We start from the raw sequence: 14,354 nt of genomic DNA, 5'->3' as shown, positions 1-14,354 counted from the left end.
AATTCCCGGTGGCCGTCAGCTGGTCATCGGGGTTCCGTTCCTCTGGCTGTTCATGTTCTTCATGCTGCCGTTCTTCATCGTCCTGAAGATCAGCTTCGCTGAAGCCGACGTGGCCATTCCGCCGTACACTGAGATCTACAACTTCGTAGACCAGAAGCTGCAGGTGCTGCTCAACCTCGGCAACTACGCGATGCTCGGCGACGATGAGTTGTACATCGCCGCTTACCTCGGTTCGTTGAAGATGGCGCTGATCAGCACCATCCTCTGCCTGCTGATCGGCTACCCGATGGCCTACGCCATCGCCAGTGCCCGCAAAGAGCTGCAAACGGTGCTGGTGCTGCTGATCATGATGCCGACCTGGACCGCGATCCTGATCCGCGTTTACGCGTGGATGGGCATCCTCAGCAACAACGGTCTGCTCAACGGTTTCCTGATGAGCATGGGCTGGATCGACGAACCGCTGCAGATCCTCAATACCAACCTGGCGGTGTACATCGGCGTGGTTTATTCGTACCTGCCGTTCATGATCCTGCCGCTCTACGCCAACCTGGTGAAGCACGACAACAGCCTGCTGGAAGCGGCGTCCGACCTCGGTTCGAGTACGTTCAACAGCTTCTGGAAGATCACCATTCCGCTGTCCAAGAACGGCATCGTCGCCGGTTGCATGCTGGTGTTCATTCCAGTGGTGGGCGAGTTCGTGATCCCGGAACTGCTGGGCGGTCCGGAAACCTTGATGATCGGTAAAGTGCTCTGGCAAGAGTTCTTCAACAACCGTGACTGGCCGGTGGCGTCTGCCCTGGCGGTGGTGATGCTGTTGATCCTGATTGTGCCGATCATCCTGTTCAACCGCAGTCAGGCCAAAGAAATGGAGGGTAAAGAATGAAGCGCTTCCGTTTCTCGAGTTTCATGCTGATCGCGGGCTTGCTGTTCATCTACGCGCCGATGCTGATCCTGGTGATCTACTCGTTCAACGCCTCGAAGCTGGTGACGGTGTGGGGCGGCTGGTCGATCAAGTGGTACGTCGGCCTGATGGACAACACCCAACTGATGGGCTCGGTGGTGCGTTCGCTGGAAATCGCCTGCTACACGGCGATTGCCGCTGTGGCGCTGGGCACGTTGGCCGCATTCGTCCTGACCCGCATTACCCGCTTCAAGGGCCGCACGTTGTTCGGTGGCCTGGTCACCGCGCCGCTGGTGATGCCCGAAGTGATCACCGGTCTGTCGCTGTTGCTGCTGTTCGTGGCCATGGCGCAGATGATCGGTTGGCCGCAAGAGCGTGGCATCGTCACCATCTGGATCGCCCACACCACGTTCTGTGCGGCGTATGTGGCGGTGGTGGTGTCGGCGCGCTTGCGTGAGCTGGACCTGTCCATCGAAGAGGCCGCCATGGATCTCGGGGCGAAGCCGTGGAAGGTGTTCTTCCTGATCACCATCCCGATGATTGCGCCATCCCTGGGGGCGGGCGGCATGATGTCGTTCGCGCTGTCGCTGGATGACCTGGTGTTGGCCAGCTTCGTGTCGGGGCCGGGGTCGACGACCTTGCCGATGGAAGTGTTCTCGGCGGTGCGTCTGGGCGTGAAGCCTGAGATCAACGCCGTGGCCAGCCTGATTCTGCTGGCGGTGTCGTTGATGACCTTCCTGGTCTGGTTCTTCAGCCGCCGTGCCGAAGAAAGCCGCAAGCGTGCGATTCAGCAGGCCATCGAAGAAAGCGCTGCCGATTCGTGGAAGCAACCGGACGTGCGTCGCGCACAGCAGGCGCCGGAAGCGGCCTGAGTGTTGGCCACAATCGCGTGGCCAACCCCGATCTACTGTAGGAGCCGGCTTGCTGGCGATAGCGGTTTAACATTCAACAATTACGCTGACTGTTACACCGCAATCGCCAGCAAGCCGGCTCCTACAGGTTTCAGGAAATCCAGGGGGACTTGCGGATGATCTCGACGAAGTTCATCGGCTTGAACCCTGGCTCGCTGTCCACCAGCACATCCGCGTTCACCGTACCGAACGTGGTATCCGGCTTGTGCTTGAAGCCGTTGGCGAACGCACACAGGATGCACTCCTTGAACCCCTCGCCCCGTGGATGCGCGTGCACCACCGCCTCACGCTGCGCCGTGGGAAACGCCGCGTAGTCGATCCCCAGCACATCCATTTCAACGCCCGCCGTCACCAATGCCACGTTGGGGCGCAGGTGATGCACTACGTTCGGCGTGGTGTGCAGGGCAATCGACAACCACACCTGTTCGATGTCGTCATCGCTCAGGCCATAAGGCTTGAGAAACGCTTTGGCGGCGTTGGCGCTATCGACTTCGAAGCGTTCATCGTCGCTGCGATGACCTTCCACCAGACCCAGGTCATGGAACATCGCGCCGACGTACAACAGCTCCGGGTTGTAGGCCAGTTGCTTGCGTTCACCGCTCAAAGCGCCGAACAGAAACACCCGGCGCGAGTGGTGATAAAGCAGGTCGGATTCGACGTCGCGAATGTATTCCGTGGTGGCCCGGGCCAAAGCGCTGTCGGGGATTTTGATGCCGGCGATGGTGCTGCTCATGGTGCTGTCCTCGTGGGGAACGCCGTGGCGGCGCTGATGGGACAAGTCTGTTCCCGGCCCCAAAACCGGACAATCGATCCATGGCTGCGATCCTTGCCAATGAGCATGCAAATCGCGCCAACCTCGCTTGTTGAGCGCGGATTGGCTACGGTTGAGGTCCTGCGCATGGATTTACGTCATGCGCACACCTTGTAGGAGCCGGCTTGCTGGCGATGGTATGTCAGCAACATTGATGTCGACTGACACTCCATCGCCAGCAAGCCGGCTCCTACAAAGTCTGCGTGCATTGAGGGTGTTCCTGTCATGAGTAAAACCGTTGCCATCGTGGTGTTCGCCGGCGTTCAGTCCCTGGACGTCACCGGCCCCATGGATGTGTTTTCCGAGGCCAATCGTTTCCTCGCGCCGCAGGATCACTATCAACTGGAGGTGATCGGCGTCGAGCGCGGTGTGATGCCGTGCTCCAACGGTTTATCCCTCAATGCCCATCGGCATTTCAGCGAGGCGCTGGGGGCGTACGACTTGTTGCTGGTGGCCGGTGGGCCGCAGTTGCCGTTCATGGATTTCGGCGCGGCCTTCGATGCCTGGCTGCGCGATGCCAGCGCGCTGGCGCAACGGTTCGGCTCGATCTGCAACGGTGCATTCATGCTCGCCCGGGCAGGCTTGCTCGAAGGGCGGACGGTGACGACTCATTGGGGGGATGCCGCTGCACTTGCGGCGTTGTGCCCTTCGACACAGGTCGAGGCTGATCGGTTGTACGTGCAGGACGGCGAGCTCTATACCTCGGCCGGGGTCACGGCGGGGATCGATCTGTCGTTGTACTTGTTGGCCCGGGATCATGGGCCGGAAGTGGCGCTCAGCGTGGCCAAGCGGCTGGTGGTGTTCACGCAGCGCTCGGGCGGGCAATCGCAGTTCAGTCCATTCCTCGCGCCCCACGCCGAGCCGACGTCGGCGGTGGCGATGGTTCAGCATTACGTGCTGGCCAACCTGACCGGCGATCTGACCATTGCTGACCTGGCCAACGCCGCCAACATGAGCGCCCGCAACTTTTCCAGGGTGTTTGCCAAAGAAGCGAAGGTCACCCCGGCGGAATTCGTCGAACGGGCGAGGGTGGATGCGGCGCGGGTGATGCTCGAAAGCACCGTCGCGCCGTTGAAGACGGTGGCGTATCAGTGCGGGTTTCGCGATGCGCAGCATATGCGCAGCGTGTTCAATCGCCGGTTGGGTGTGACGCCGCAGCAGTTCAGGTTGAATTTTGCGGCGATGGTTTGAGCTGACATTTGTGTGGTCAGTCAGGGCCTCTTCGCGGGCAAGCCTCGCTCCTACAGGAATAGGTCACTTGTAGGAGCGAGGCTTGCCCGCGAAGGCGCCAGCCCGGCCAACACAAATCTATGGCACAGCCCGCGCCGGCAACAGCTTCAACGTACTCCGCGTATTCGCCGTCACCTCTTCATCATTGAGATGCGCCTGGAAATACACCCCTTCGACATACGCCTCAGCCTGATCATCAAAATGCCGGTCAAACGGCACGCCACTCTGGCCCACCGGGTTGACGGTCAGGCTGTGCGCCGGGTCGGCGAAGTCGATCAGGCGTCGGGTCGATGGCCCATAAGTCACCGGCCATGGCGCCGGGCCGATCTTGGCCGAGAGGTTGTTCGGCACCTCGTGAGTGCCCGGTGCCGCGAACGGCCCGACATTGAAAATCCGGTCCAGCGGCTTCTGTTGTCCCAGTGGATGACCATGGGTCAGCGTGTGCGCCTTGCCCCACTGCCATTGCGCGAAGTCCGCACCCAGCGTGCTCTTGAGGTGCGCGAGGCTCGCTTGCCACGCCACCTTGACCGTGTCGGCGCGGGCTTCCTTGCCGAGGGTGTTGCGGTTGTCCCACCACGGCGAGTCGGCGTTCGCCGCCAGACGCGGCAGCGCAGCGTCGATCACCCGGGTCGAGAGCAGCGTCTCGAAGAAGTCGTTGCCCAGTTCATCGTGCATCGTCGCGTCAGCGAGGTTGAACAGGAACTGGTTGAACAGCGTGGCGCTGGTGGAATCCAGCGGGTAGTCGCCTGTCCACTGGGCCAGTTGTTCCACCAGTTTCAGTTCGGCGGGATCGCTCACCACCTCGCGCAGCACCGGTAACAACGGCGCGAGCAAACGCGGGCCGTAGGCGGTGGTGGTGCCCAGTTGCAGCTTCTGGCTGGCCTCCAGATCCCACTTCACGGCCTTGTCGCTGAGCTGGCGATTGAGCTGCTGCCCGCGATCGGCGAGGTTGTAGTAACCGGGAATCTCCATGCCGGTCGGCGACACGGGCTGGAAATTGGCCGAGACAATGTAGCCCCGCGCAGGGTTCTCTTCCTGCGGGTTGGCGCTGAACGGGTAGAAGCCGTCCTTGTCCGCTTCGGCGCTGCTGCCGTCGAGGATGAACCACGGCCGCACACCCGCCGGACGCTTCGGCAGTTGCGCCGCCGCCCACCAGCCGATGTCGCCCTTGGCGTTGGCCCAGACGATGTTCAGGCCCGGCGCCTGGACCTTGGCGGCGGCAATGCGCGCCTTGGCCAGGGTGTCGGCACGGTTGAGCTGGTAGAAACCTTCGAGGATCGGGTTCTGGCTTTCGAGAAAGCCCCACCACATGGCAATCGGTGTTTTACCGACGCTGTTGCCCAGCGCATCGTTGACGATCGGCCCGTGCGGCGACTGGCGCAGCAGCAACTTCACCGGTGGCTGACCCTTGACCGCGATTTGCTGTTCGCTGGTGACCATGTCTACCCACTTGCCGCGATACCAGACCTGGTTGGCGTTGTCCGGGTTGACCTTCTCGGCGATCAGATCGAGGTCGTCGTTCTGGAACATGGTGATGCTCCAGCCGAAGTCACGGTTCATCCCCAGCGAGGCGAACGGCATCAACGCCTGATAGTGACCGTAGAGCTCGAAGCCCGGCGCCGAGAGCTGCGCTTCGTACCACACCGACGGCGCAGAGAAGCGAATGTGCGGATCACCCGCCAGCAGCGGCTTGCCACTTTTGGTCCGATTGCCACCGACGACCCAGGCGTTGCTGCCCTCGAACTGCGGTAAACCGTTGTCGGCCAGCGCCTGCTCGCTCAGTCGGGCGAGGGCGTTGAGGTCTTTCCAGTCGGCGCTGGCGAGAGGCGGCGGGGCGCTGCTGTGGTTGTTCGCCAGCACGCCTTTGGACTGCCAGTCGAGATCGAAGACGTTCAGGTACTCGGCACCCAGTTGATCACGCACGTAGGTCAGCAAGGGTTCGGTGCGAAACGCCGCGGCAAAACTGTAGGCCATGTAACCGGCGATGCTGATGGTGTCCTGCGCGGTGAACGGGCGTTTTGGAATGCCCAGTACATCGAACTCCGCAGGTTTTGCATGGCTGTCCTGATACTGGTTGATGCCATCCAGATAGGCTTGCATGGCGATGAAGGCCGGCGACTGCTGATCCATGTTCGCCAGGTAGGTTTCGGCACGTTCGCGAATGCGCAGGCTGCGCATCAGCTTGTCGGTGTCGAGCAGTTTCGGGCCCAGCACTTCGGCCAGTTCACCACGGGCCAGGCGGCGCAGGACTTCCATCTGAAACAGCCGGTCCTGGGCGTGCACATAGCCGAGGGCGCGGTACAGGTCGGTTTCGTTTTCGGCGCGGATGTGCGGGATGCCGCGTTCGTCGTAACGGACGGTGACGGAGCCTTGCAAGTGTTGCAGCTCGACCATGCCCTGGCGCGTCGGTTGCTTGCTGTAGATGTACCCGCCGGCACCTGTGGCGAGCGCGACTATCAGCAGTGCGAGAACGGTCAGGCTACGTTTCATGGTGACTCCTTGTTGTTATTAGTGGCAGCAGTTCCCTGGCGCCACTGTTTAACACGGCTTGCCGAATCGGCCCATCGCCCTTAGGAGGGATTCGCGTCTGCGCGGTCTTACTGCTTTGTGTCGGCGGGCCACGGGCAGTAACACCCGACGGCCAGTGTGTGCGTGGCGTTGACTGTGCGGCCCGCGTTTAACGCTTGTAGGATCGGCTCAATGAAGCTGTTGTTCGAATTACAGGTCAGGCCTTCGCTGTAAGGGCCGAAGTAGGCCAGTTTGCCGCTGCGGTCCCAGATCGCCACGGCCGGGCTGGCCGGGATCTGTTCGGAGCCCGGGAGGACGGTGATGGTTTTCAGGCTGCTCAGCGTGCTCGGCAACTGGCCGTGGCTGCCGGGTTTTTGTACCGCATAAAACTCGACGCCTTGCGGCACATACTGCTCGACCAGTTCGCTCAGGTGTTGTTGATTGCCGACGTTGCACGGGCAGGCCGGGTCCCAGAAGTGCACCAGGCGAATGGCGCCGGGGCCGGCGAGGTTGTCGGGCAAGTGCAACGGGTCACCGGAAAACACCGCCGTGTGTTCGCTGAACGCTCGCAGGTAGCGTCCTTGAAACCAGTCGTACGCCGCCCATAAAACACCGGCGCACACGAGGGCGAGCAGGCAGGCAAGCAGTGGGGTGCGGTAGGGCGAACGCATGGGTGTCGATCCTCGAAGGTCGCCCAGCTTGCCATGCTTGCCGCGACAGATGAATATCGCAGGCTTATAAAGTCCGCTTCGTGCTCTGGAATCGCCCATGTCCGCCACTTTCGCCCCCGATCATTTGCGTGCCAGCCTGCGGCCCCTGGCCGAGTGGCAGCCGCTGTCCGAGGAGGCGCAGGCGTACCAGCGGTTCTACGGGCTGGATTTTCCGGGGCGTCAGTTGCGCAGGGGCCTGGGGCGTTTTGAAGTGGACGCTTATGACGTGGTCGGCCAGGTGTGGTGGCCGGAGCGGGCGAAGGCGACGCTGTTTGTGTTCCACGGTTTCTACGATCACACCGGGCTCTACCGGCACGTGATCGAGTGGGCGCTGAATCAGGATTTCGCGGTGATTGCCTGCGACTTGCCGGGGCATGGCCTGTCCAGCGGCGAACGCGCGAGCATCAACGATTTCGCCGAGTATCAGGACACGCTGCAAGGGTTGTTCGCCGAGGCGAAATCCCTCGATCTGCCGCAGCCGTGGCACCTGTGCGGTCAAAGTACCGGTGGCGCCATCGTGATCGACCATGTGCTCAACGAAGGGGCGGGCAGTCCGGCCCAGGGCCAGGTGATCCTGTTGTCGCCGCTGGTGAGGCCGCGCGCCTGGGGCTGGTCGCAGCTCAGTTATTACTTGCTCAAGCCGTTCGTCAAAGCCATCGCCCGACGTTTCAGCGAGAACTCCAACGACCCGGATTTCCTGCCGTTCCTGCAAGCCGACCCGCTGCAGCCGCTGCGCTTGCCGACGGCCTGGGTCGGCGCGCTGGCACGCTGGATCAAACGCATCGAAGCCGCGCCGGACAGCACTCGGCGGCCGCTGATCGTGCAGGGGCAGGCGGACATGACGGTGGATTGGCAGCACAATCTTGAGGTGTTGAAAGCCAAGTTCGATCGGCCTCAAGTGTTGATGCTGCCTGAGGCGCGGCATCATTTGGCGAATGAGACGGTGGCGTTGCGCGGGGAGTATTTCGGGTTTTTGACGAAGCGGATCAAGGGGCGGAATCTTTAGCGGTTGTTCTGGCCTCTTCGCGGGCAAGTCGGATCGCCGCCCGCTCGCTCCTACAGGATTCACGCATGATCTGTAGGAGCGAGGCTTGCCCGCGAAGGCGTCCTGTCAGACACCGGAGATTACTGGCTCAGGTTCGAAGGGGTTTGCCCCACCGCCAACCCCGCCCGAATTGCCGCCAACGCCGCCTGGTAATACGCCTTGCCTTCCGCCGACTCGGCAAACGTGGCGAACTCTTCCAGCTCGTCATCCGACAGATCACGATAGACATACAACAGCGTGTTGTTGAGGTCGCTGCCGATCTGGTCCATCAAGCGCTGACGCTGACCGTTCAACAGCCCCTGCGCCTGACCGCCACCGAGCAGGCCGGGGATCATCGAACTCAGGCTGTCGGCCGCGACGCCGGCAATCGCCAGGCTGACTTCCGCACCGGCCTCCCGCGCGGGCAAGGCCTGGGCGAGGTGACCGATGATCAGCGTGCGGCTGTCGCTGGCCTGAATCTTCGGCAGGCCTTTGGCGTTCTTCGCCAGTTGATCGCGACGGGTCGCCAGCAACTCGGCGGCGACGATCTTCTTGCCCAGCGGCGACTGGAAAAAAGCCAGTGCAGGTTTAGGATCGGCCAGGGTTTTGCGCAATTGCGCTTCGGCGCGCTGGTCCACGGCCTGCGGGGCAAAGCGCTGATTGCTGTTGTTCACCAGCGCCTGAAACACGGCGGGCGGCAGGCTGTTCTGGTAACGCTGCTGAGCGGCTGAAAGGGCATCACTGAAATGCGCACGTTGTTCTGGCCAGCCGGCGACCTTGTACAACTGGTCGTGGCCGTCTGCCCAAGCGGGCAAAACGCAGAACATCATCAGTGAGAAAAGCAAACGGCGCATAGGGACTCCTGTCAGCAGGCGACTATTCTCCGTGTGGCATAGGGACTTGTCGAGAATTCGTATCAAGCCGCCGCGCGGCTCTGTCGGATTTTCCGGCACAGGAATACTATGCGCGCCATGCGAATACCCTCTGATCACCCGCTGCTGTTACGTATCGTCGACGACCTGGCCGAACGCGGGTGGTCGCAGCAGAACATTTTCCTGCCTTTGGGTCTGACCCAAGAACTGGCGGCTGAGTGCCGTAAACGTGCCGCCGAGGGTGAATTGGCCCCGGCCGCCGTGGGCCGCGGGCCGACATCGGAGATTCGCGAGGGAATTCGCGGCGACCGAATCCAGTGGATCGAGCCGGGTCAGGCCCTGGCTTGCGACAGCTATCTGCAGTTGATGGACAGCCTGCGCGAGGCATTGAATCGCGGGTTGTATCTGGGCCTCGAAGACTTTGAAAGCCATTTCGCGATGTACCCGCCCGGCGCTTTCTACCTCAAGCATGTCGACCGCTTTCGCGACGATGATCGGCGCATGGTCTCGGCGGTGGTCTACCTCAACGACGCCTGGTTGCCGGAGCACGGTGGTCAGTTGCGCATGTACCTCAAGGAAGGCGTCGAATACGATGTGGTGCCCACCGGCGGATGCCTGGTGGTGTTCCTGTCGGGCGAAGTGCCCCACGAAGTTCTGCCCGCGACCCGCGATCGCCTGTCGTTGACCGGCTGGTTCCGGCGTCGTGGCAACGAGCCGTTCTGATCATGCAGAAAATTTTGGTAAGTCGCTGTCTGCTCGGCCACCGCGTGCGTTACGACGGCGGTGCCAGCGGGCCGTTCGATCAGCTTCAACAGTGGGTCGACGAAGGTCGCGTCGTGCCGTTGTGTCCGGAAGTTGCCGGTGGCTTGCCGACGCCACGGGCGGCGGCGGAGATTCCGGGCGGGCAGGGCGGTGACGTGCTGGCGGGGCAGGCGGCGGTGATTACCACCGAGGGCGAGGATGTCAGTGCGCAGTTTCTGAGCGGTGCTTACCAGGCGCTGGAGCTGGTACAGAAACACAACATCCGCATCGCTGTGCTCAAGGCCAACAGCCCATCCTGCGGCAACCTGTTGACCTATGACGGCACGTTCAGCGGCGTGAAAGTCAGCGGCGAAGGCGTGACGGCGGCGTTGCTCAAGCGCCATGGCGTGCAGGTCTTCAGCGAACTGGAACTGGCTGAAGCCGCCGCTGCACTGCAACTCTGAACGCAAATCCCTTGTAGGAGCCGGCTTGCTGGCGATAGCGGTGTAACAGTCAGCGCAATTGTTGAATGTTAAACCGCTATCGCCAGCAAGCCGGCTCCTACAGGGGGATCGCGGTGATCAATATGATCGTCCGTGGTCTTAGGGTTTCGGTATCTCGGCGGCATCCGCCCCAAACCATTTCTTCTCCAGTGCCTCCAGTCGCCCATCCGCCTTTATCCGCTGCAACGCGTTCTCCAGGCTGGCATGAAACGCCGGGTTCCCTTTCTGAAACGGAATGGCCAGGTTCTCGGCCGGGGCGGCTTTCGGCTTTTCTTGCGTCAGCGACTGCACCAACAGGATTGAACGCGGCTCTTCTTTCTGCGCGATCAAATGCGCATCGGTGTGAATGTAAGGTTCGCTGAAGTCGAAACGATCCTTGAGCGCCGGAGTCTCTGTTATGTGATTGATGGCGATGTCGTACTTGCCGCTTTCAACGCCGGTCAACAGATCGCTGGAATCGGTGACGACGAAGTCGGCCCTTACATCCAGTTCATTGGCCAGCAGTTGGCCCAATTCGACTTCGAAGCCCGAGAGTTGGCCATCGTCCTTGAAATTGAAAGGTGGTGTATTAGCCTCAAGGGCAATTCGCAATTCACCGCGGTCGTTTACATCGTCAATCAGTTCGGCATGAGCCAAAGGGCTCAAAAGGGGTAGCAGGCAGATCAGGCCAGGCAAAAAGCGCATGGTCACTCCTTTGAATACATTTATCGCGATGCGCTGGTTCAGGCTCGCTTTGCTATGGTTGTCGAGTGCCTTCGACAACGAATGGCCATGAAGTTGTCATGGTCACATGGATTTTACGAAAAAACTGGAGAAGAGAATGAAAACCTTTATGTCACGTGCTGCGCTGGCTGGCCTGCTGATGGGTGTTTCGGTGCTGGCCAGTGCGGCTACGCCGGCACCCAAGGGTGCTGAAGTGTCCATCGTTTCTCCTGAAGACGGTGCGACGGTCCCGCAGACTGTCGTCGTCAAGTTCGCTGTCGAGAACATTGCGCTGGCCCCGGCGGGTGATCCCACCAAGAACACCGGTCATCACCACTTGTTGATTGATGTCGATGAGTTGCCAGCCGCCGGTGCGCCGATCCCCAAAGATGCCAACCACCAGCATTTCGGCAACGCGCAAACTCAGGCTGAAGTAACGCTGACGCCCGGCAAGCACACCTTGCAACTCGAACTTGGCGATAGCAACCACATGCCGTTCGATCCGCCGATCCTCTCCGAGAAAATCACCGTCAACGTTAAGTAACGTTAGTCGCGCCCAAGAAAAAGGAGACCCGAAGGTCTCCTTTTTTGTCGCTCAAGTCGCTATCAGAACAACACACGGCTACGGATGGTGCCGTTGACGTGTTGCAGCTTCTGTTGCGCCAGGTCCGAGTACTCGGCGTCTACGTCGATCACCACGTAGCCGACTTTCTCGTTGGTCTGCAGGAACTGACCGGAGATGTTGATGCCGTTTTCGGCGAAGACCTTGTTGATCTCGCTCATCACACCCGGAATGTTCTCGTGGATGTGCAGCAGACGGTGCTTGCCAGGGTGAGCCGGCAGGGCCACTTCCGGGAAGTTCACGGACGATACCGACGTACCGTTGTCGCTGTACTTGACCAGTTTCTCGGCCACTTCCAGGCCGATGTTGGCTTGCGCTTCAGCGGTGGAACCACCGATGTGCGGGGTCAGGATCACGTTGTCCAGGCCACGCAGCGGGCTTTCGAACTCTTCGTCGTTGGAGCGTGGCTCCACCGGGAATACGTCGATGGCCGCGCCGATCAGGTGCTTGTCCTTGATCGCGTCTGCCAGGGCTTGCAGTTCGACCACAGTGCCGCGAGCGGCGTTGATCAGGATGCCGCCCTTCTTGATGGCGCGGATTTCCTGCTCGCCGATCATCCACTGGGTCGCAGCGGTTTCCGGAACGTGCAGGGTGACGATGTCGGACATGCCCAGCAGTTCGTGCAGGTTGCCGACCTGGGTCGCGTTACCCAGAGGCAGCTTGGTCACGGTGTCGTAGAAGTACACCTGCATGCCCAGGCCTTCAGCCAGGACCGACAGTTGCGTACCGATCGAGCCATAACCGACGATGCCGAGCTTCTTGCCACGGATTTCGAAGGAGTTGGCCGCGCTTTTGATCCAGCCGCCACGGTGGCAGGAAGCGTTCTTCTCAGGGATGCCGCGCAGCAACAGGATCGCTTCGGCCAGCACCAGCTCGGCAACGGAGCGAGTGTTGGAGTACGGAGCGTTGAACACTGCGATGCCGCGTTCGCGGGCAGCGTTCAGGTCAACCTGGTTGGTGCCGATGCAGAAACAACCTACAGCGACGAGCTTCTTCGCGTGATCGAAGATCTCTTCGGTCAGTTGAGTGCGGGAGCGAATGCCGATGAAGTGAGCATCAGCGATCTTTTCCTTCAGCTGGGCTTCCGGCAGAGAACCCGTGAGGTACTCGATGCTGGTGTAGCCCGCCGACTTGAGAACGTCGACAGCCGATTGGTGGACGCCTTCGAGAAGAAGGAACTTGATCTTGCTCTTATCGAGAGAAGTCTTGCTCATCTGCGTAAACCTGTATCCCGGAGAAAAATGGCAGGAAATGGTCAACAGACGCTGACCCCGACGGCACGACAGCCGTCGCCGCAGAACAGCCGTTGGGCACTATCCTGCGGGGTCGGTATGCTAGCATAAGCGCCCCGCAAACACTCATTCCTGCGACGTGAAGCGTTCTCAGGATGACCATGAATTGTTCGAGAGTTCTGTCGATGACCAATCCTGCCCTGATTGATGAACTGAAGACCCTGGTCGAGCCTGGCAAGGTACTGACCGATGCCGACTCCCTGAACGCTTACGGCAAGGATTGGACCAAGCATTTCGCCCCGGCCCCGACCGCCATCGTGTTCCCGAAGACCACCGAGCAGGTCCAGGCCATCGTTTTGTGGGCCAATAAACACAAGGTGGCGCTGGTGCCGTCCGGCGGGCGCACCGGGCTTTCTGCCGCTGCGGTGGCCGCCAATGGCGAAGTGGTCGTGTCCTTCGACTATATGAACCAGATCCTCGACGTGAACCTCACCGACCGCACCGCCGTGTGTCAGCCGGGCGTCGTGACCGAGCATTTGCAGAACGTCGCCGAAGAAAAAGGCCTGTACTACCCGGTGGACTTTGCTTCCGCAGGATCGAGTCAGATTGGCGGCAATATCGGCACCAATGCCGGCGGGATCAAGGTAATTCGCTACGGCATGACCCGTAACTGGGTCGCCGGCATGAAAGTGGTCACCGGCAAGGGTGACGTGCTGGAACTGAACCGCGACCTGATCAAGAACGCCACCGGCTACGACATGCGTCAGCTGTTCATCGGCGCTGAAGGCACCCTCGGGTTTGTGGTCGAAGCGACCATGCGTCTGGACCGGGCGCCGAAAAACCTCACCGCGATGGTGCTTGGCACTGCCGATTTCGACTCGATCATGCCGGTATTGCACGCGTTCCAGAGCAAACTTGACCTGACCGCGTTCGAATTCTTCTCCGACAAAGCCCTGGCCAAGGTCATGGGGCGCGGTGACGTGCCGGCGCCGTTTGAAACCGACTGCCCGTTCTACGCGCTGCTGGAATTCGAAGCGACCACTGAAGAAGTGGCCAACCACGCGCTGGAAACCTTCGAGCATTGCGTGGAGCAGGGCTGGGTGCTGGATGGCGTGATGAGCCAGAGCGAAACCCAGCTGCAAAACCTTTGGAAACTGCGCGAATACATTTCCGAAACCATCTCCCACTGGACGCCGTACAAAAACGACATTTCGGTCACTGTGTCGAAAGTCCCGGCGTTCCTGAAGGAAATCGATGCGATCGTCGGCGAACACTATCCGGACTTCGAAATCGTCTGGTTCGGCCACATCGGTGACGGCAACCTGCACTTGAACATCCTCAAGCCGGATGACCTGAGCAAGGACGAGTTCTTCGCCAAGTGCGCGACCGTGAACAAGTGGGTGTTCGAAACCGTCGAGAAGTACAACGGCTCGATTTCCGCCGAACACGGCGTGGGCATGACCAAGCGTGACTACTTGACCTACAGCCGCTCCCCGGTTGAGATCGAGTACATGAAAGCGGTCAAGGCGGTGTTCGATCCGAACGGCATCATGAACCCGGGCAAGATTTTTGCTGTTTGATTTTCGA

14 protein-coding genes are annotated in these 14,354 nt (G+C 60.7%); 8 read left to right on the top strand and 6 right to left on the bottom strand.

Annotated elements, in window-relative coordinates; all coding sequences use genetic code 11:
• The first annotated feature begins 1 nt into the window (after position 1).
• Positions 2 to 883 carry an ABC transporter permease subunit gene (locus K5R88_RS19395; RefSeq protein WP_177318183.1) on the top strand — a complete coding sequence of 294 codons (882 nt, stop codon included), beginning with the start codon at positions 2 to 4 and terminating at the stop codon, positions 881 to 883.
• Positions 880 to 1,773: an ABC transporter permease subunit gene (locus K5R88_RS19390; protein WP_008026042.1), complete on the top strand. Its 894-nt coding sequence runs from the start codon at positions 880 to 882 to the stop codon at positions 1,771 to 1,773. The genes K5R88_RS19395 and K5R88_RS19390 overlap by 4 nt, the downstream gene beginning before the upstream one ends.
• 130 nt (positions 1,774 to 1,903) lie before the next feature.
• Here K5R88_RS19390 and K5R88_RS19385 read toward each other — a convergent pair whose 3' ends face one another.
• Entirely contained in the window at positions 1,904 to 2,545 is a 642-nt protein-coding gene (locus tag K5R88_RS19385; RefSeq protein ID WP_207284902.1) for an HD domain-containing protein, read from the bottom strand.
• 303 nt (positions 2,546 to 2,848) lie between these two features.
• Here K5R88_RS19385 and K5R88_RS19380 point away from each other — a divergent pair, with 303 nt between their 5' ends.
• Positions 2,849 to 3,814, top strand: a complete 966-nt coding sequence (locus K5R88_RS19380; RefSeq protein ID WP_226298213.1) for a GlxA family transcriptional regulator — start codon at positions 2,849 to 2,851, stop codon at positions 3,812 to 3,814.
• A 117-nt stretch (positions 3,815 to 3,931) separates the two neighbouring features.
• Here the strand turns inward: K5R88_RS19380 and K5R88_RS19375 are convergent, their stop codons facing one another.
• The gene (locus K5R88_RS19375) at positions 3,932 to 6,343 is read right to left on the bottom strand and encodes a penicillin acylase family protein (protein WP_226298212.1); all 2,412 of its coding nucleotides are present in this window, start codon (positions 6,341 to 6,343) and stop codon (positions 3,932 to 3,934) included.
• Between the two features lie 107 nt (positions 6,344 to 6,450).
• The gene (locus K5R88_RS19370) at positions 6,451 to 7,032 is read right to left on the bottom strand and encodes a DUF6436 domain-containing protein (protein ID WP_008026051.1); all 582 of its coding nucleotides are present in this window, start codon (positions 7,030 to 7,032) and stop codon (positions 6,451 to 6,453) included.
• A 97-nt stretch (positions 7,033 to 7,129) separates the two neighbouring features.
• Between K5R88_RS19370 and K5R88_RS19365 the strand changes: the two genes are divergently transcribed.
• Positions 7,130 to 8,077, top strand: coding sequence for an alpha/beta hydrolase (locus tag K5R88_RS19365; protein WP_008026053.1), 948 nt, complete (start codon positions 7,130 to 7,132; stop codon positions 8,075 to 8,077).
• Positions 8,078 to 8,196: 119 nt separating this feature from the next.
• On the opposite strand, the gene K5R88_RS19360 is transcribed toward K5R88_RS19365, so the two are convergent.
• Positions 8,197 to 8,949 (bottom strand): DUF2059 domain-containing protein, encoded by a 753-nt coding sequence (locus K5R88_RS19360; RefSeq protein ID WP_192227517.1) that lies wholly within the window; start codon positions 8,947 to 8,949, stop codon positions 8,197 to 8,199.
• A gap of 108 nt (positions 8,950 to 9,057) precedes the next feature.
• Between K5R88_RS19360 and K5R88_RS19355 the strand changes: the two genes are divergently transcribed.
• Together K5R88_RS19355 and K5R88_RS19350 are read left to right on the top strand one after the other, a co-directional pair.
• Positions 9,058 to 9,690, top strand: coding sequence for a 2OG-Fe(II) oxygenase (locus K5R88_RS19355; RefSeq protein WP_207284899.1), 633 nt, complete (start codon positions 9,058 to 9,060; stop codon positions 9,688 to 9,690).
• A 2-nt stretch (positions 9,691 to 9,692) separates the two neighbouring features.
• Positions 9,693 to 10,172: a DUF523 domain-containing protein gene (locus K5R88_RS19350; protein WP_207284898.1), complete on the top strand. Its 480-nt coding sequence runs from the start codon at positions 9,693 to 9,695 to the stop codon at positions 10,170 to 10,172.
• A 138-nt stretch (positions 10,173 to 10,310) separates the two neighbouring features.
• Here K5R88_RS19350 and K5R88_RS19345 read toward each other — a convergent pair whose 3' ends face one another.
• Positions 10,311 to 10,895 carry a transporter substrate-binding domain-containing protein gene (locus K5R88_RS19345; RefSeq protein WP_008040763.1) on the bottom strand — a complete coding sequence of 195 codons (585 nt, stop codon included), beginning with the start codon at positions 10,893 to 10,895 and terminating at the stop codon, positions 10,311 to 10,313.
• A gap of 136 nt (positions 10,896 to 11,031) precedes the next feature.
• Here K5R88_RS19345 and K5R88_RS19340 point away from each other — a divergent pair, with 136 nt between their 5' ends.
• Positions 11,032 to 11,457, top strand: coding sequence for a DUF4399 domain-containing protein (locus K5R88_RS19340; RefSeq protein ID WP_008026064.1), 426 nt, complete (start codon positions 11,032 to 11,034; stop codon positions 11,455 to 11,457).
• 62 nt (positions 11,458 to 11,519) lie between these two features.
• Here K5R88_RS19340 and serA read toward each other — a convergent pair whose 3' ends face one another.
• Positions 11,520 to 12,749 (bottom strand): phosphoglycerate dehydrogenase, encoded by a 1,230-nt coding sequence (gene serA, locus K5R88_RS19335; protein WP_008040764.1) that lies wholly within the window; start codon positions 12,747 to 12,749, stop codon positions 11,520 to 11,522.
• A gap of 203 nt (positions 12,750 to 12,952) precedes the next feature.
• On the opposite strand from serA, the gene K5R88_RS19330 reads away from it, so the two are divergent.
• Positions 12,953 to 14,347: an FAD-binding oxidoreductase gene (locus K5R88_RS19330; protein WP_032828611.1), complete on the top strand. Its 1,395-nt coding sequence runs from the start codon at positions 12,953 to 12,955 to the stop codon at positions 14,345 to 14,347.
• The last annotated feature ends 7 nt before the right edge of the window (positions 14,348 to 14,354 follow it).

Source organism: Pseudomonas sp. MM213, assembly GCF_020423045.1.
In the GTDB taxonomy this organism is placed as follows: Bacteria; Pseudomonadota; Gammaproteobacteria; order Pseudomonadales; family Pseudomonadaceae; genus Aquipseudomonas; species Aquipseudomonas migulae.
This window is presented reverse-complemented; position numbering and strand designations above follow the sequence as displayed.